At 43.9% G+C, this 17418-nt stretch carries 14 protein-coding genes and 1 other RNA gene; 7 read left to right on the forward strand and 8 right to left on the reverse strand.

Annotated elements, in window-relative coordinates; all coding sequences use genetic code 11:
- Positions 1-17: 17 nt before the first annotated feature.
- A complete protein-coding gene (gene epd / locus OPS28_RS01180; RefSeq protein ID WP_265607595.1) occupies positions 18-1028 on the reverse strand; it encodes an erythrose-4-phosphate dehydrogenase in 1011 nt (336 codons plus the stop codon).
- Between the two features lie 21 nt (positions 1029-1049).
- On the reverse strand, positions 1050-3041 hold the full coding sequence (tkt, locus tag OPS28_RS01185) for a transketolase (protein WP_265607596.1): 1992 nt from the start codon (positions 3039-3041) through the stop codon (positions 1050-1052).
- 302 nt (positions 3042-3343) lie between these two features.
- On the opposite strand from tkt, the gene metK reads away from it, so the two are divergent.
- Both metK and OPS28_RS01195 read left to right on the forward strand, forming a co-directional pair.
- Positions 3344-4489, forward strand: a complete 1146-nt coding sequence (gene metK, locus OPS28_RS01190; protein ID WP_265607597.1) for a methionine adenosyltransferase — start codon at positions 3344-3346, stop codon at positions 4487-4489.
- Between the two features lie 225 nt (positions 4490-4714).
- A complete protein-coding gene (locus tag OPS28_RS01195; protein WP_265607598.1) occupies positions 4715-5209 on the forward strand; it encodes a hypothetical protein in 495 nt (164 codons plus the stop codon).
- A gap of 21 nt (positions 5210-5230) precedes the next feature.
- Here OPS28_RS01195 and OPS28_RS01200 read toward each other — a convergent pair whose 3' ends face one another.
- Complete coding sequence (locus OPS28_RS01200) at positions 5231-5719, reverse strand: 3'-5' exonuclease (RefSeq protein ID WP_265607599.1); 489 nt, start codon at positions 5717-5719, stop codon at positions 5231-5233.
- A gap of 248 nt (positions 5720-5967) precedes the next feature.
- On the opposite strand from OPS28_RS01200, the gene OPS28_RS01205 reads away from it, so the two are divergent.
- Positions 5968-6675, forward strand: coding sequence for a hypothetical protein (locus OPS28_RS01205; RefSeq protein ID WP_265607600.1), 708 nt, complete (start codon positions 5968-5970; stop codon positions 6673-6675).
- A complete protein-coding gene (locus tag OPS28_RS01210; protein ID WP_265607601.1) occupies positions 6672-8084 on the forward strand; it encodes an O-antigen ligase family protein in 1413 nt (470 codons plus the stop codon). Before OPS28_RS01205 ends, OPS28_RS01210 begins: the two co-directional genes overlap by 4 nt.
- 1 nt (position 8085) lies before the next feature.
- On the opposite strand, the gene rnpB is transcribed toward OPS28_RS01210, so the two are convergent.
- The 4 genes from rnpB to zapE form a co-directional block, all read right to left on the reverse strand.
- An RNA gene (rnpB, locus tag OPS28_RS01215) (RNase P RNA component class A) lies at positions 8086-8437 on the reverse strand.
- Between the two features lie 346 nt (positions 8438-8783).
- Positions 8784-9980, reverse strand: a complete 1197-nt coding sequence (locus tag OPS28_RS01220; protein WP_332017546.1) for an AI-2E family transporter — start codon at positions 9978-9980, stop codon at positions 8784-8786.
- A gap of 627 nt (positions 9981-10607) precedes the next feature.
- Positions 10608-11330: a YebC/PmpR family DNA-binding transcriptional regulator gene (locus OPS28_RS01225; RefSeq protein WP_265607602.1), complete on the reverse strand. Its 723-nt coding sequence runs from the start codon at positions 11328-11330 to the stop codon at positions 10608-10610.
- A gap of 104 nt (positions 11331-11434) precedes the next feature.
- The gene (zapE, locus tag OPS28_RS01230; protein WP_265607740.1) at positions 11435-12532 is read right to left on the reverse strand and encodes a cell division protein ZapE; all 1098 of its coding nucleotides are present in this window, start codon (positions 12530-12532) and stop codon (positions 11435-11437) included.
- A 274-nt stretch (positions 12533-12806) separates the two neighbouring features.
- Here zapE and OPS28_RS01235 point away from each other — a divergent pair, with 274 nt between their 5' ends.
- The 3 genes from OPS28_RS01235 to OPS28_RS01245 all read left to right on the forward strand — a co-directional run bounded on the left by OPS28_RS01235 (position 12807) and on the right by OPS28_RS01245 (position 15915).
- Positions 12807-13250: a ZapG family protein gene (locus OPS28_RS01235; RefSeq protein ID WP_265607603.1), complete on the forward strand. Its 444-nt coding sequence runs from the start codon at positions 12807-12809 to the stop codon at positions 13248-13250.
- A 76-nt stretch (positions 13251-13326) separates the two neighbouring features.
- Complete coding sequence (locus OPS28_RS01240) at positions 13327-14694, forward strand: DegQ family serine endoprotease (RefSeq protein WP_442863960.1); 1368 nt, start codon at positions 13327-13329, stop codon at positions 14692-14694.
- Between the two features lie 156 nt (positions 14695-14850).
- Entirely contained in the window at positions 14851-15915 is a 1065-nt protein-coding gene (locus OPS28_RS01245; RefSeq protein ID WP_265607604.1) for a trypsin-like peptidase domain-containing protein, read from the forward strand.
- A 331-nt stretch (positions 15916-16246) separates the two neighbouring features.
- Here OPS28_RS01245 and OPS28_RS01250 read toward each other — a convergent pair whose 3' ends face one another.
- Positions 16247-17011 carry a LysM peptidoglycan-binding domain-containing protein gene (locus tag OPS28_RS01250; protein WP_265607605.1) on the reverse strand — a complete coding sequence of 255 codons (765 nt, stop codon included), beginning with the start codon at positions 17009-17011 and terminating at the stop codon, positions 16247-16249.
- Positions 17012-17418: the final 407 nt, after the last annotated feature.

The raw sequence follows: 17418 nt of genomic DNA on the forward strand, positions 1-17418 counted from the left end.
TTATATTTTAAAACTATTTAAGTTGCCTTGTGCATTGCTACGGCAGTGTCAAGCATTCGATTAGCAAAGCCCCATTCATTGTCACACCATACTAATGTCTTCACCAACTGGCGGTGACTAACTCGGGTTTGCGTGCCATCAACGATGCAAGAATGAGGGTTATGATTAAAGTCTACGGATACCAAAGGCTCTTCGGTATAGTCTAAAATGCCAGATAAACTGCCTTTGCATGCCGCTTTTAAAGCGCCGTTTATATCACTTATGGTTACGTCGGTATCCAATGTCACACTCAAATCCATTGCCGTTACATTGATGGTGGGAACACGTACTGCAATTGCTTCAAATTTCCCCGCAAACTTAGGTAAAATGCGCTCTATACCTCTCGCTAAGCGGGTATCAACAGGAATAATAGACTGGCTGGCTGCACGGGTGAGACGTAAATCATCATGATAAGCGTCTATGACCTGCTGATCATGCATTGAGGCGTGAATAGTAGTAATGGTGCCACTTAACACGCCAAATGCATTATCTAACGCCTGAATAACCGGAACAATGCAATTCGTTGTGCAGGAACCGTTAGACACTAACTTTTGTTCAGCCGTTAACGTGTCTTCGTTGCTTCCATAAATAATTGTATTGTCTAAATCGTTGCTGCCGGGTTGGGCATACAGTACTTTTTTCGCCCCCGCAGCTAGATGGGCAAGCCCTGACTGACGATCTTGATAGACGCCCGTACATTCTAATACGATATCTACTGCCAGTTCGCTCCAAGGTAATAAGTCGATATCGGGTTGAGCCAGCAACCTTATAGGCTTGCCGTCAACCAATAAATCCCCATTCGCCAGACAAACGTCAAAACCGAAACGACCATGAGCGGTATCGTATTTCAATAAGTGTGCGATACCTTCTGGTTTAGCAATATCATTGATCGCTACAATTTGAATTTCATGGTTGCGGCCGCTTTCAAATAGCGCCCGCAACACATTCCGCCCAATTCGACCAAAGCCATTAATGGCGATTCTTACCATGAACTGCCTACTATTGAATAATTACAAGCTAAGCGCAGCGTCTACCACCGCTTCAGCCGTAATATTAAAGTGCTTAAATAAGTCGCCAGCCGGAGCTGATTCACCGAAAGTGTCCATGCCAATAATAGCACCGTTCAGCCCTACGTATTTGTACCAACTGTCTTTAGCCAATGCTTCAACAGCTACACGCTTGGTTACAGACGAAGGTAATACAGACTCTTTATACTCTGCATCCTGACGGTCAAATACATCTGTTGAGGGCATCGACACAACACGAACGTTTTTGCCTTTTTCACTTAGCGTGTCAGCCGCCTCGACGGCCAGTGACACTTCAGAACCGGTGGCGAGTAATATGATATCAGGTGTGTTTTCACTGTCTTTAAGAATGTACCCACCACGTTCAATAAGTTTAAGTTGCTGTGCTGTACGCGCTTGCTGTGGTACACCTTGGCGCGTGAAGATTAAAGTGGAAGGGCCATCTTTGCGCTCTAGTGACGCTTTCCAGGCAACTGCTGACTCAACCTGATCGCATGGACGCCAGTTATCCAAATTCGGCGTTGAACGCAATGCTACCAACTGCTCTACGGCTTGGTGCGTTGGGCCATCTTCGCCCAGACCGATTGAATCATGGGTATAGACAAATAATACTGGAATGCGCATGAGTGAAGCCATACGAACTGCATTACGTGCATACTCCATAAACATCAGAAACGTGGCCCCATATGGTCTGAATCCACCGTGCAGCATAATGCCGTTCATGATGGCCGACATCCCAAATTCACGGACACCGTAATAAACATAGTTGCCTGCTGCATTCGTAGCTTCGACACCTTTGCTGTCAGACCAGATGGTCAGGTTAGAGCCAGCCAAATCTGCCGAGCCTCCCAGTAGTTCTGGTAATAGTGGACCAAAGGCATTTAGCGCATTCTGTGAAGCTTTACGGGTAGCAATTTTCTCAGGGTTGTCTTGCAATTTAGCAATAAACGCATCAGCTTTTTCGGTGAAATCTACAGGTAAATCGCCGTTTAAACGACGTTTCAGTTCTTTAGCTAATTCAGGGTGAGCTTTTTCATACGCTGAAAAAGCATTATCCCAATTCTGCTCAACTTGCTGACCTTTTTCTCTAGCACTCCATTCTGCGTAAACATCCTCAGGTACTTCAAACTTACCGTAAGTCCATCCCAGTTCTTCACGCGCAGCTTTAATTTCATCATCACCTAATGGAGCACCATGGCAAGATTCTGTCCCCTGTTTATTGGGCGCACCAAAACCAATGATGGTTTTAGTACAAATTAGAGTAGGCTGCGTGGTGTTCGCGCGCGCTTCTTCGATTGCATTGCGAATTTGTTCTGGATCATGGCCGTCGACATGGCGAATAACCTGCCAGCCATAAGATTCAAAACGTTTAGGTGTATCATCGGTAAACCAGCCTTCTACTTCACCGTCTATAGAAATACCATTATCGTCCCAGAAGGCGACTAACTTGCCCAAACCAAGGGTCCCTGCTAAAGAACAGCTTTCGTGTGAAATACCTTCCATTAAGCAGCCGTCCCCCATAAATGCATAGGTATAATGGTCAATGATGTCATGGCCATCGCGGTTAAATTGTGCTGCTAGCACTTTCTCCGCCAGCGCCATGCCTACTGCATTACTGATACCCTGACCTAGCGGTCCAGTAGTAGTCTCGATACCGGGTGCATAGCCGTATTCAGGATGGCCTGGGGTCTTTGAGTGTAACTGACGAAAGTTTTTCAGTTCTTCAAGCGCCAAGTCGTAACCTGTAAGATGAAGAAGGGAATAAATCAGCATGGAGCCATGGCCATTGGATAATACAAAGCGGTCACGGTTAGCCCATTCAGGATTAGCTGGGTTGTGAGACATATAGTCGCACCATAAAACCTGTGCAATATCTGCCATGCCCATAGGAGCACCGGGATGACCCGAATTAGCTTGTTGGACTGCATCCATACTTAATGCGCGTATAGCGTTGGCAAGTTCACGACGAGTGGGCATGTTTTCTCCTGCGTTTTGTTTAGCGTCAGAGCATCCACTTTGCATATCAAGAAGTAAGCACCTAAGCTTGCTTTGATTGCGGACTCTGGGTGGCATAAAAATTGTGACGGGTATTCTCCCCCATGCGATATATCAGTTCAACGTGTTTTGTGTATTTTAAAAGCGAAAAGAACCCCGAAGACGTTTGTCAATAAATCGAGACAGCCAGACTATAGACGTCCAGACGTAAAGCTGGCTTTTTCTTTTGGATAAAGTACAATGCCGCGTTATTAGCGACAGAATAAAGATTAGTTGGAGAAACTATGGCTACGCATTTATTTACTTCTGAGTCTGTGTCTGAAGGACATCCAGACAAAATAGCCGATCAAATCTCAGATGCGGTGCTTGACGCCATCCTTGAGCAGGATCCTCAAGCGCGCGTTGCGTGCGAAAGCTATGTGAAGACGGGTATGGTTTTAGTAGGCGGTGAAATTACGACTAAAGCCTGGGTTGATATTGAAGAACTCACCCGTCAAACAATCAAAGAAATTGGCTATGTGCACTCCGATATGGGTTTTGATGCAAACTCTTGTGCTGTACTTAATGCTATTGGTAAACAATCGCCCGATATTAACCAAGGTGTGGATCGCGCCATTCCGGAAGAACAGGGTGCGGGCGATCAGGGCCTTATGTTCGGTTATGCCAGCGACGAAACAGATGTCCTTATGCCCGCGCCTGTGACTTATGCCCACCGTTTGGTTCATCGCCAAGCTGAAGTGCGCAAGTCAGGTCAGCTTGCATGGTTGCGTCCAGACGCCAAAAGTCAGGTTACGTTTATATATGAAAATGATAAGCCTGTTGGCATTGACGCTGTGGTTTTGTCCACTCAACATTGCGATAGCGTAAGCACTGATACCGTACGCGAAGCGGTTATGGAAGAAATCATTAAACCCGTTTTACCTGCGGAGTGGATCACCAAGCGCACCCGTATGCACATCAACCCGACAGGCAGATTTGTTATCGGCGGACCTATGGGTGACTGTGGTCTTACTGGGCGTAAAATTATTGTAGATACTTACGGTGGTATGGCTCGTCACGGTGGTGGAGCTTTCTCTGGTAAAGATCCGTCAAAAGTGGATCGTTCTGCCGCTTATGCTGGTCGCTATGTTGCTAAAAACATCGTCGCCGCGGGACTGGCAAAGCGGTGTGAAATTCAAATTTCCTATGCTATTGGTGTAGCAGAACCCACCTCAATTAGTATTGAAACATTCGGCACAGGTACCGTAAAAGAAAGCACGTTAGTTGAGTTAGTTCGTGAGCATTTTGATTTACGTCCTTATGGCCTGATTAAGATGCTCGATCTTGAACGCCCTATTTATAGAGCGACAGCTGCTTATGGGCACTTTGGGCGCGACCACTTCCCATGGGAAAAAACCGATAAAGCAGACGCTTTAAGAAGTGCGCTTTAAATTGCTAAATAGCCAATTTCTCTTCTGAAATTGGCTATTTCTCTTTAGCTCATTATGCCGTCCCCTCGATGTATCCTCACGTCCTCACAATATAAAAAGATTAAAATAAATTCTGAAAAAATTTTTCAACTCTAAAAGTCACGTCTACACTTAAACTTAAACAAAGATATTTATATAAAAAATAGCAGCATAACACTCTCACTCTTGTTTTTTTGGAATGCACCGATGAAGTATTTAATTGCTATAAGCGTCATGATCGGGGTGTCGGTTTATTCCTATACCGTAACCGCCGCAGAGTTTATTAACGTCAACCCACCTATTATCACTGACGATAATCAGTTCAAGTCTGCTTTTTCTTATCAAACAGTGCTGCTGCCAAAGTGGTCATTCAATTTAAAATTTCATCGCCAGTTACTCGGCAATGGCATCTGGCTGGATACTGTAAGTCAAAATACACCTATCGAGTCTGTTCGTGTATCGGCCAGCCGGCTTATCTCGTCAAATTCTTCGCAACGATTATTCGCTGCATTGCAAGGCAGTAACCATTCCGTCATTGAAGAAGCACTATTATATCTTCCTACCAACGCAGGTAACGCAGCGAGTTTTGGCTGGCAGTTAGGCGATCAAAACTCATTAAATATGGCTTTAGAATATGAATACCGAGAAGTGGGAGAAGTGGATATCAATACATTGATGATGGGAGTTAAATACGCGTTTTAGTGAGCCGTTATCGAATTTTCTCTAAAGTACACTTCGCACAGATAATGCGTAGGTAGTTTGAATCATCTGTGCATCGGCACTGGCACGATGTCGAGGTACTTTCATTTTGGTCAAAACGCTTTGCTTAATGAGTGGCCAATCTTCCACTTGTCTTTCATTTAATATCATCTCAATCGGCGAAAGTGAGAACCCCATCGCCAGTCCTGAGGCAGCAAATAACTTTCGCAGCCAGGAATAATCTACTGCCCACCCATCAGAATAAACGGTTTGCCCCATTAGCAAGCGGTTAAGCATCAGGCACACCTCTCTTCCCTGCTGTCCATGGAGTAACAGTTCATCTCTGGATATTCCGTGAACCTCTTCAGCGGCTTCATCCCAATGGTGCCATTCGCTAAAGGGTTTAATAAGACTGCAATATTTTTCACCTTCCCCTGTCACCACCCCTATTTCAATAGGGTAGCTATGCGCACCAAAACCGCTTGCTTCGATATCTAAAATAGTAGGGACCATGATTAATTCATATTCAGCTTACTGAGTATGAGTAAGCTTAGTTGCATAATTGACAAAAATCAGGCAGTAATATAAGTCGAACCATCTTCTTTGCATTTTGCTCCATAAAAATAGGTAAGTATATTCGTGGCCAACTATTTGCTTAATTTGCTTAATACATATTACTCCCTTGCACGTAGATTACGTGTCGACAAGGTTATGCCATTGCGGGTATCGGTCAGGACAAAACGACTACTCTTCATGGTATTATGAACAGTCGATTCTCTCGCCTATATACCCACGTAGGACTGTTCGCTACGCTTCGAGCATTCATCATTTTTTTAGCGGCTTTCCTACTTCTACAGTCTTTTCACTATGGTACCGCCTACTTAGCCAGCCAGCAGTCAGTCCAAAACGTCAACATGTGGTTTACAGAAGGGCAGATTTCCTCTCAAGCGGAGGTGGTAGAAACGTTAGCGGCTTTGCAACAAGCGGATGAGCAGCTGCCTTTTGATGCTCAAATAAAAATTGCCCTCGCAAAACTGTATATACTGCTTTCAGAATCACACAATACGAGTAAATACTTGAGTCTCGCCAGGATCAGAGCGCAGCAGGCAAAGGTTTTGCAACCCACTCATTTCGAAGCCGATAGTTTAATGGTGTTATTAGATGATAAACACCATGCCCCAACTGACCGTTTTATTGCTCATTTGCGTATCGCGTTAAAATCGGGTGGATTAGAGCAAACAGGACAACTTATTCTTGGCCCTGCAGTCGTAGCCCGGTGGGAGCAGTTACCTGAAGACATACGCCAACTGGCTGGTCCCATGATTAAGAGCATGCTGTCGGAGGAAGGTGTGAGAGAAGTATTATTTGCCGCAATGCATGACGCTAAACTCTATCGTCCCTTTGCCAAATTCTCCCCTAACCGTAAAACCTCTGCTCTTTTAAGGAAATTAGATAAGGAAAAGGGATGACAAACGCCATTATTCTTCCTGCTAGCCGATATAGTAAATCTATAAATAATATTGCTTTGGGAGCCTTGATAACGTGTCTATGTATTTTTCCCTGGTTACATGGTATTGAATTGGTATGGCAGCAACTTTTTTTCTGCGGGTCAGTCTTCACGATTTTACTTATCTGCATAGTAAATTGGCAGCCTGTTTTTAAAACCCCTCCCCCGCTCAAGTTCACTTCAATATGTTTTTTCTTGTGGTTAATTTTAATGGCCATGTATCTCGTCCCCCTCCCTGCTGAGTGGGTGAGTAAGTTAGCCCCAGCGACATATCAATGGTATCAAAATTCCACGCCAAGTAAGCTTCAGCCCTTATCACTCTATCCTCAGGTTTCGTTTATCGAAGTTATTAAATATGCGTCTCTGGGCGCACTATTTCTCGCTGTTTATAAAACCTGCGATTCGCTTAGAAAAATCCGTATTCTCTTTTACGGATTGGTATTAGGCGCTACGGTAACGGCACTCTATTCTTTACTGAATTTTGCAACTAATGGCGCATTCGAGCTGGTTCAGGCTATCCCCCCCTGGGATTTAAAATGGAGCGAAGGAGTACGAGGTACGTTTAGCTATAAAAATCAATACGCTATGTATCTAGTAATGAGCTTATCCATTTCATTCGGCCTACTTATCGAATATTGGTTCACCGCCAAGAAACAGCAACCCAACCGGTTTCCCTTTAAAACACCCCCGCTGTTAGTACTCGTGGGATGTACTATGATTTTATTGTTCACGCTTCTCAATACTAGTTCCCGTGGAGCCCTGATTTCGTTGGCGTTGGCGACCGGCTGTGTGATCGGAATGGTTACGCTTGCTAATCCGGGCTTTCGAGCTGTGGTGTTCAAACCCAAATTTGTTGGCTTTGGCGCAATAGTATTTTCATTAATATTGATTATTTTTAGCCAGACGTCCGTCTTTAAACGGTTTACCGAAAGTCAATTTGAAGACAACGGCCGCGTTATGCTGCACCAAACCGCCATAAGCGTAATCGCTGAATTCGCACCAGCGGGGACGGGACCTGGAACCTACCCCTATATACAGCATTATTTCAAAAACGAAAAACTTGGCAACAGCGCCATGTCCAAACGAGCTCACAATGATTATTTAGAAACCATTGCTACGCAGGGTTTTATAGGGGCAGGATTATTACTTTCTATGCTGATGTCGCTAATGTATGGAACGATAAGAAAAACAAAATTCAAGGTAAGCCAATTACGTCATGGCATTTATATAGGGCTGCTCGCCTACATCATTCAGTCTAGCTTTGACGTAAACGTTTCGACCTTTTACTTACCGGCCTTTTTTGTAGTACTGCTGGCTATTGGAAATCGGCTTAGATCTGGTTCTCTGAACAAATTATCTAAACTAAGTTAAAGAGTGGAGTTGGCCGATAAGCCGGGTTCTGTCTGGGGCAATCATTCCTCTAGCCTATTCATCGCTGAATAGTTCAAGCAACCTACCCGATCCCAACGCGGGCCACATATAGCGGGATCCTATTTGGTCTTGCTCCGAGTGGAGTTTACCGTGCCACAAACTGTTACCAGTTGCGCGGTGCGCTCTTACCGCACCCTTTCACCCTTACCGGCATATAAATATGCTTAGGCGGTTTGCTCTCTGCTGCACTTGTCGTCGGCTCACGCCGCCCAGATGTTATCTGGCACTCTGCCCTATGGAGCCCGGACTTTCCTCCCCTCTCTTACGAGAGCAGCGATTGCCTGGCCAACTCCGCGAGGGATTTTACAGCAAACGGCTCATACTGGCGATAAAATAAAAGAAATTTTTATATCACTGTTTCGCAGCTATAACAACTTCCCGCTATAAACTAGCGTTAAAACCGCCTGAATTGGTCTTTGCAGGGTTTCTTAAACCTGGGGATAGTGAACAAACGAAGATTTGTCCCACGGTATGGATGAATGGTGTAGTACCCATAACAGCCTACTCCTTTTGGATAGGAAACCAGATGCAGATGCCAGCATGACCCTGATCGAGAGGTATTCCTCCGGCTAATTAAGACCTAGGCTGGCGAACGTCTCGCAACGCATTTCTCTGCACTCTAGCTTGGTAAAATCGGGCTCAACCTTTTGACTCAAGTAGTTTCACCCAATGGGGTAATACATCAAGATGTTCAAGAATGATCTTAACGCATACGAGAATGGGCACGGCAAGTAATATGCCCATTACGCCCCATAACCAGCCCATTACAGCGAGCCAGAGTATGATAATAAGTGGATTAAGTCTGAAACTTTGACCCAATATAGCCGGCGTAATGAATTGAGATTCCAGGATATTGATACATAAAAACACCGCTGGCGGTAGAAAAGCAGTCGATACCAACCCATATTGTACCACCCCGACCATCAATAGGATTGTGCAACTTATCAGACCTCCTAAATAGGGCACAAAATTGAGCATTCCCACTAACACCCCCCAGAGAATTGCATCTTCGACACCGAGCAAGTAAAAGGCAATCGCCGTACATAGACCCAACAAGCCATTTATTAAGCTAATGGTGATAATATAATTAGAGAGACGTTTTTGGATTTGCCCTACAAGCACTACAGTGCGTCGCTTGTTTACCACTACTGGGAAATCCTTTATAAACACGTTAAATAAGGCGGGGCCGAATATAAGTAGGAAGAGTATCAGTATGATACTACCGAACACCTGTGCAATTAGAAAAGGCGCGGTAGCTAAAACAGACAGTAATACCTCAACACTACCTTGCTTGATTTGGCCAGTGACAACATTTTCCTCCACGGGCTCTTCCTTGACCTCGGGTTCGTCTTCTTTAAACCAATTACCGAAAAAAGAGTCTTCGTTATCCTCTTTGCGTTTTAAATCAGCTTCCGCCTGAGCTTTATTTTGTTCTTTTTCAAACTTATCGCTTATTTCCTGAATGTGATCTGTAAGCTGCGCCGATATTTTGGGTAATGTTTCCATCCAGCGCTCAGCCGGTTTTACCAACTCTACGCCTAAAAATGAGAAAGGCGCTATCAGTAGTCCAATCAGCACAAAAGCAGAAATAGTACGGGGAATATAGAGCTTCCTGCCTACTGTCACTAAAGGGCTAAGCAATAATGCGATAAATGCGGAAAACACGAGAGGTATGAACAGCGTTTTCGCTAAATAAAGCGTATAAATGACGGACAGCACTAAAAACACTTTCAATAGCTTTGTCTGCCTCGCTTCACGAAATGAAATGCCGCTTTGCGCCTCCCATTTATCGTGATGCCCGGCGTCAGCACCGTCTTTATTGTTGTTGTGCGTCAATTGCTTGTCTATCCCTTTTGGTTACATAATATGGCTGGCCGCCACTTTAAATCTATTTACAGTCATTGCTTTTACAAATCTACATGCCTGTATGAGATATTGATTGTACGTTGCGCTATTTGATGTGGACTTGCGGTCGACTAAATTAAGGCCGTTTCCCTCAATGTTACTCGAAGCCACTGTTACCTAAGCAAAAGTAGACTCATCCATTATCCATTGATATTCCCGAGCAGGTAGCAAGCCTGCCAAAACAGCAACGTAAATGATAGCAATGAAGGGTGCGATGAAGGAATGTCCCTGGTGTACGTGGTTGAGTACAGCAAAGTCGAAACACGTATTGAAAGATGGGTAATCACCAGCGTCAAGCTACCGATTACACAATGCGGGAAGAAGGCCTGGCGCAGCACCTGAAAAGTTTATAAGGGGCATCTACCTATGAAAACTTATCGCCCAGTTGACTATCCAGCTTCGTCGAAATCTTGCGGCGAGCCTAACAACTATTCGGACATAGTAATGTTTAAAACGGTAGAAGCATGACAAGAAGGAATGGGGTTCCCATTACTATAATAATGGGGGTGCAAAAACCCTCCGTAATGAGGGCTTTCACTGTCTACTAACTTTTAGCGATCACCCTGGCAAATTCGCATTATGATAAACATCCTGTACGTCATCACAGTCGTTTAACATTTCCATGAACTTTTCAAACATAGGTAAATCGTCTTCACTGATGTCGGTTTCAGTCTGTGGGATCCAACTGATCTCTTCTGCGTCAAAGTTGATATCCGGGTACGCATCCGTCAATGCGGTTTTTACTTTATAAAATTCTGTATTTGGCGCGTAGACAGTAATTTTACCGTCTTCTTGCTCAACTTCCGTTACATCAACGTCAGCTTCCATCAGCACTTCTAATATAGCGTCCTCGTCTTCGCCTTCAAATACGAAAACGGCCTGATGATCAAACATGTGAGAAACTGCACCTGGTGCACCTATTTTTGCCCCTGTTTTAGTGAAACAGTTACGCACATCGGTGATGGTACGATTGTTATTGTCGGTCAAACAGTCAACAATTACCATGCAGTTGCCCGGCCCAAAACCTTCATACCGTGCTGGCACGAAGTCTTCACCGGCGCCACCTGCGGCTTTATCAATAGCTTTGTCAATAACATGACCTGGAACCTGGTCTTTCTTAGCCTTCTCCATAAGACGCTTCAATGACAGATTAGTATCAGGATCGGTCCCGCCGTTTTTGGCACACACGTAAATTTCTTTACCGTATTTCGAATAAACTTTCGTTTTTGCGCCAGCAGTTTTCGCCATTGCCGCTTTTCTTACTTCAAATGCTCTTCCCATCTTAACTTTCTCGCATCATTAACTGTAACTGTTCACACGCTATCCCTGTAAGAGGGATAAAAAATTAGCCCGATTCTACCCGATTATCTGTTAGATAACAGCCCCTAGGGTAAATGCTGTAATGCCAGATACTCATGTGACTGCATTTCTTTTAAACGACTTAAGCAACGTTTAAATTCAAAGGTAAGTTTTCCTTCACTATAGAGCAATTCCAGAGGAACAGCCGCAGACATAATTAACTTTACATTGCGTTCGTAAAATTCATCTACCATAGCAATGAAGCGCCTGGCCGTATCATCGTTGTGTTGTCCCATTGCTTTCACGTTAGCTAACAGAACAGAATGGTAAATCCGACTGATTTCAATGTAATCGCTTTGGCTGCGAGGCCCTTCACAAAGTCCTTTGAAGTCAATCATCATTACACCATCTGCATTACGAGTCGTTTTTATTGGCCGATGATTAATTTCAATGGTTTCATCTTCTGTTCCTACTTCCGGTGCTAATTGTAAAAAGTACTCATGCAGATTTTTTGTGGCCACTTCGTCCAAGGGATAATGATAAATCTCTGCCTGCTCCAATGTACGCAATCGATAATCTATTCCGCTGTCGACATTGATTACCCGAGTATGCTCATTGATTAAACGTATTGCCGGAAGAAAACGGGCGCGCTGTAAACCGTTTTTATATAAGTCATCTGGAATAATGTTCGATGTAGCCACCAACACTATACGATGGGTAAAAAGTGCCTCCATCAAGGTGCCTAAAATCATGGCATCAGTAATGTCAGAAACGAAAAACTCATCAAAACAAATGACGCGCGTTTCTTTTGCAATTTTTGCTGCGATAGCTTGTAGCGGATCAGACACATCTTTCAACTGCTTGAGTTCATCATGAATTCGATACATAAAACGGTGAAAATGCACGCGCATTTTATTATGAAATGGCAGGCACTCATAAAAAGTATCGACTAAATAGGTTTTCCCTCTACCCACTCCCCCATAAAAATAAATACCCTCAACTGCGGCGGGTAAATCCGATTTTCCGAACAATGACTTAAATTTGCTTGACCACGTTTTTTCCACCTGAGCTTCGGTAAGATCGTCATATAATCGTTGTAATTCTTTTACCGCATTTTCCTGTGCTGAGTCATAATGAAAGTCAGGAAGTGCAAGATCTTGCTGATATTTTTGCCAGGGAGTCAAAGGTGACGTTACTGCTGAACTCATGGTAATAAACCGAACATCTTTTAAAGCGCTTGAAAAATGTCATTATGGCCCTAATTTAAGGGGAAATCACGGTGAATAATAAATTTAGCGGAATTCCAATGCACCGGTTGCGGTATATTTACCAACAATTTTCTCGCGCATTGGTAGTGGTTACTTGCTATAGTCAAAATAACAACCGCTCTTAATTTCACAATGAAGCGTATTTATAATTACCAACCCTAATTACCCAAGAAACTGATTGGAGATGTCGATGGATGTATTAATTCCTCTAGCATTACTGGCTACAGGTCTGATTATTGGATTTTTTGTTGCTCGTCATATGTATACTGGGTCGGATAACAGCTATGCCGAAAAACGTGCTGAACAGTCTATTAAAGATATGATGGCGCAGCAGGCTGAACATCATATCCATCAAACACGTCAAACGATTGAAGACATTGAGAATCAATGTTACGCACTCAAGCAGCAAGTGGAAGAATATGAAACCTTGTTGAAACAAGGTGATAATGATGATACGTCGCGTGTTCCATTTTACGGCGAACAGGCGACTACTTATTTAAGAAATAATCTAAAAGGCAAAGAAAAGAGTAAATCATCTAAGGTCGCTGGTGCGCAACCACTTGACTTTGCAAACACGGGTTCTGGGTTATTCGTCGGTTCAGCTGAGCAGTCTACCGAAGAAAAACCCCGCTAAGGGAACTTTTTACCTTCCCTTCAGTCTCTGAGTTAACCACATATGTCGCATAGTATAGTAAGGAGTGTGAGCGAGTATGAATAAGCGTTTTCGCCAGATGTTGATGGTGTCCAGTATTGTTGTTGGCGCCTTTGGTCTTCACATGCAAGCTTCGGCAGCGTTACCCTTTTTCGGCAATGATAAGGATAAAGAGGTACCCACGCTGGCACCGATGCTTGAAAAAGCCACCCCCGCTGTTGTGAGTATTGCGGTAGAAGGGACCCAGACGGCCCGCCAGCAAGTACCGGAAATGTTCCGCTACTTCTTTGGGGCCCCTCAAGAGCAACTTCAAGAGCGACCATTCAGAGGTTTAGGCTCAGGCGTTATCATAGATGCTGAAAAAGGTTATGTTGTTACTAACGCGCACGTAGTACAACACGCAGACGAAATTACAGTTAAGCTTAGAGGTGGCCGAGTTTTTAAAGCTAAAAAGCTTGGCGAAGACGAACAAAGCGATATCGCTTTGCTTAAAATAGACGCAGACGACTTAACAGCCCTCCCCATTGCCAATTCAGACAAAATGCGTGTCGGTGACTTTGTAGTTGCGGTGGGTAACCCCTTTGGTCTTTCCCAAACAGTTACATCCGGCATCGTTAGTGCATTGGGACGTTCTGGACTTAACATTGGCGGTTACGAAGACTATATCCAAACCGATGCGGCTATTAACCGCGGAAATTCTGGTGGCGCGCTAGTTAACCTAAAGGGTGAATTGGTAGGTATAAACACCGCTATCTTTGGTCCAAACGGGGGTAACGTTGGAATTGGCTTCGCTATCCCAAGCAATATGATGAAAAGTCTGGTAGACCAGATTGCTGAGTTTGGTGAAGTACGCCGGGGTTTGCTTGGTATATTAGGTAGTGATGTCGATGCTGGTCTTGCTGAAGCAATGAATGCTAAGGTGAATATTGGAGCATTTGTGAGTGAGGTACAACCAGAATCCGCAGCAGAAAAAGCCGGATTGAAGGCGGGTGATATTATCACCGCGATTAATGGGAGAAACTTAAACAGCTTTGCCGAACTACGGGCTAAAATCGCCAGTATGGGCGCGGGGGCCAAAGTTGAACTCACCATTCTTCGCAAAGGCGATAAAATGAAAGTGGATGTTGTGTTAGACGATGCCACCCAAACGGAAGTGACTGCTGCACAAATTCACCCAGCGCTCGAAGGGGCAACATTAATTAACGGTGACGACGGGGCGGGCAATGCCGGTGTACAGGTTACCGAATTACAGCGCAATAGCCCTGCTGCACGTATCGGTTTACAATCTGATGATGTTATTATCGGCGTGAACCGTAAGCGGATCACTACAGTAGGTGAGTTCCGAGACGCATTGGACTCAGCCTCAGGTGTTATTGCCTTAAATGTCAGACGTGGTAATTCTACCCTGTATTTAGTAATTCGTTAGAATCCTCATTTGGGCAGCGTAACGCTCGCTGCCCTTATTCCACTTTCCATTGGCGATCACTTTCAACAGTGGTATTCTTTGTTTTGATTTAATTTTTCAAGTATTAGAATGATTTTCGAATCAGGCTAAATTTTTAACTGCAGAGAATGTCTAATTGTGTCTGGTACTCGGTTTATCACCTATCTTTTTAAAGCTGCTTTTCTTGGACTGATTGTTGCTGTCCTAATATTGCTTTTGGTACCTGATTTGCGTAAAGGGAGTGGGTTTTCGGAAAATTTATTCGCCGAATCGCCCTTAGCCCCCGTTCGCGATTCTCATTTTAGTTCGTTAAGTCAAGCAGCCCCAGCAGTTGTCAATATTTATAGCGTGAGCATCGAGAACGATACAGGCTTATTTCGCAATCAACCTAGAGAGCGCACCAGTCTCGGCTCTGGTGTAATCATGACTGAGAATGGATACTTGTTAACCTGTCACCATGTGGTAAAGAATGCCGATAGTATCTTCGTCGCAGTTCAAGATGGACGGGTGTTGGAAGCACAGATTATCGGTAATGACCCGTTAACTGACCTTGCGGTATTAAAAGTGAATGCAGATAACTTACACGTTATTCCACAGCTAAAAGAGCCGAATCTTCGTGTTGGTGATGTGGTAATGGCCATCGGTAACCCTTACGACCTAGGCCAAACTATTACTCATGGTATTGTGAGTCGCGCAGGCAGAAATGGCCTATCTAATTACGTAGATTTCATTCAAACTGATGCCGTTTTGAATCAGGGTAATTCAGGTGGCGCCCTCGTTGACAGTAATGGATACCTGGTGGGGATAACGAATGCAAACTTTCAGGTGCGTGATTCCTCTCGGCGAATTAGAAACGTAGACGGTATTAACTTTGCTGTTCCTTACGAACTTGCAAAACGCGTGATGGATGAAATTATCACCGAGGGCAAAGTAACCCGTGGGCAACTTGGTTTTATAGGGCAAGAATATCGAGGCGGGCCGGGTATTGTCGTAACAGCTGTATCTAATAACAGCCCAGTTGGGAAAGCGGGATTAAAAGCGGGCGATATGATTCTCGCTATTGACGGCGTTCGCCTGGAGAGTGCCTCGAAAACGCTAGACATGATTGCAGAGACGTCACCAGGAACGGAATTGGAGCTGGAAATAAGTCGCGGTGACGAGTTAATTACCTTTAAGGTAGTCGTTGCGGAATTAGGCGCTTAGGTTTTTCACCTGTTTACATTCAAGATTATCGACTCTTATTCAGGGCGAAATTCTTCTACCTTTGATAAACCTATGTGTGTAGGTTGAATGAAATGCAATGGCGTCAGATTGGTCCGCTCACCCCGTACAAACGCCCGAAGAGCGAAACAATATCCATGTTTTTTACACTCATTCTACAATCCTACGCTATGTAATTTGCCGAAAAAAACGCCAGACCTACCCTTTGAATGAATAGTGAAAAGTGAAAAATAAAAAGTAAAAAGTAAAAAGTAAAAAGGGGAGCTTAGCTCCCCTTTTTAATCGCGACGCTCGCTAATAATGACATACAGACTTATTGTAATAGGTCATTTTTTCGCGCTTGTACCGTAAGTTCCGTCTGGCCTGCATTCTTATCAATCATAAGTTTCTGGCCGGGATAGATTAAATTAGGATCTTCAATTTTATTGCGATTTTCATCGTGGATAGCGGGCCACTGCCAAGGGTTGCCGTATATTTGTGAACTTGCCGCGATTTCCCACAACGTATCACCATCTTTCACGACATACTCTTCAACGCGATTTTTGAGTTCTTCGTTCAAACTGTGCAATATATTGTAAGATTTGCGTCCCTTGTCCTGATTAAGCGCAGTTTTTCCTTCATTTTTTAACTCTTGCTGATTTTCGCTCAAGTTATCGTACGTTTTAACTTGCTCCCATTCTTTCTCTGCCATTTCAAGATAGCGCTGGTTTTCCTTCTTAGCACGTTCTTGCGCTAAACGCTTCTTCTCTTCCTCTGCTTCTCGTTGCTTGATAGTTGTTACTTCTTTCTCCGCACGAGCGATAAGTGTCGCTGAGGTGTTTGGATCGCAATTGTTAATAGCTTCCTGAAGTTCGGCTTGTAAAGCCTTCGCGCCAGCAGGCGTCCATCTTACTTTTTTCTTATAAATGGCGTCGTTTAATGACGCATTTAATTCTTTCATTTCATTAATTGTTTCAGCATTACAAGTACTCACAAATTTATCATCTGTGTCGCCGTTGCTTGCGCACCCTACAATAGCTGTTAACCCCATCGCTGCTAAAGCCGAAGTTTTCAGAATACCTTTCTTAGCAATAGTCATTAGTGCCTCCATAAAAAATTTATAACTTCAGGAGGTAGCAAGCAATGTACGCGCCATATGAACTGAGAGGGTATGCTAAAGAAATATATTAGTTTTATAATGAACAATGTAATCTATTGCCTATCAACCACTTAAATGAATGGTTATACACAATAACGAGTGATTATTAAAATCATGTAATGATGTAAATCACGTTTTTAAGCGCATAAAAATACGGTAGCAGGGGAATACTATTGTAAAAAGTTTAGGCGGATTGTTACTCTTTCTCGCAATGTTGATCGTTAATGAATGAGCTAAAACAATCTCTATAGCGAATACGGGTGTAGCGTAATAGGGAGGTAATTTAATTCGTGCAGACTAAATACTTGGAGGCATTTCGCCCGCCTACGACATGTTTATCATGTTTA

The organism is Alteromonas sp. ASW11-130, from assembly GCF_026183735.1.
GTDB lineage: Bacteria > Pseudomonadota > Gammaproteobacteria > Enterobacterales > Alteromonadaceae > Alteromonas.

What these genes read in the sequence shown, in the direction of transcription:
- epd (WP_265607595.1), bottom strand. Translation starts at nt 1,028, where the DNA reads ATGGTAAGAATCGCCATTAATGGCTTTGGTCGAATTGGGCGGAATGTG.
- tkt (WP_265607596.1), bottom strand. Translation starts at nt 3,041, where the DNA reads ATGCCCACTCGTCGTGAACTTGCCAACGCTATACGCGCATTAAGTATG.
- metK (WP_265607597.1), top strand. Translation starts at nt 3,344, where the DNA reads ATGGCTACGCATTTATTTACTTCTGAGTCTGTGTCTGAAGGACATCCA.
- OPS28_RS01195 (WP_265607598.1), top strand. Translation starts at nt 4,715, where the DNA reads ATGAAGTATTTAATTGCTATAAGCGTCATGATCGGGGTGTCGGTTTAT.
- OPS28_RS01200 (WP_265607599.1), bottom strand. Translation starts at nt 5,719, where the DNA reads ATGGTCCCTACTATTTTAGATATCGAAGCAAGCGGTTTTGGTGCGCAT.
- OPS28_RS01205 (WP_265607600.1), top strand. Translation starts at nt 5,968, where the DNA reads ATGAACAGTCGATTCTCTCGCCTATATACCCACGTAGGACTGTTCGCT.
- OPS28_RS01210 (WP_265607601.1), top strand. Translation starts at nt 6,672, where the DNA reads ATGACAAACGCCATTATTCTTCCTGCTAGCCGATATAGTAAATCTATA.
- OPS28_RS01225 (WP_265607602.1), bottom strand. Translation starts at nt 11,330, where the DNA reads ATGGGAAGAGCATTTGAAGTAAGAAAAGCGGCAATGGCGAAAACTGCT.
- OPS28_RS01235 (WP_265607603.1), top strand. Translation starts at nt 12,807, where the DNA reads ATGGATGTATTAATTCCTCTAGCATTACTGGCTACAGGTCTGATTATT.
- OPS28_RS01240 (WP_442863960.1), top strand. Translation starts at nt 13,327, where the DNA reads ATGAATAAGCGTTTTCGCCAGATGTTGATGGTGTCCAGTATTGTTGTT.
- OPS28_RS01250 (WP_265607605.1), bottom strand. Translation starts at nt 17,011, where the DNA reads ATGACTATTGCTAAGAAAGGTATTCTGAAAACTTCGGCTTTAGCAGCG.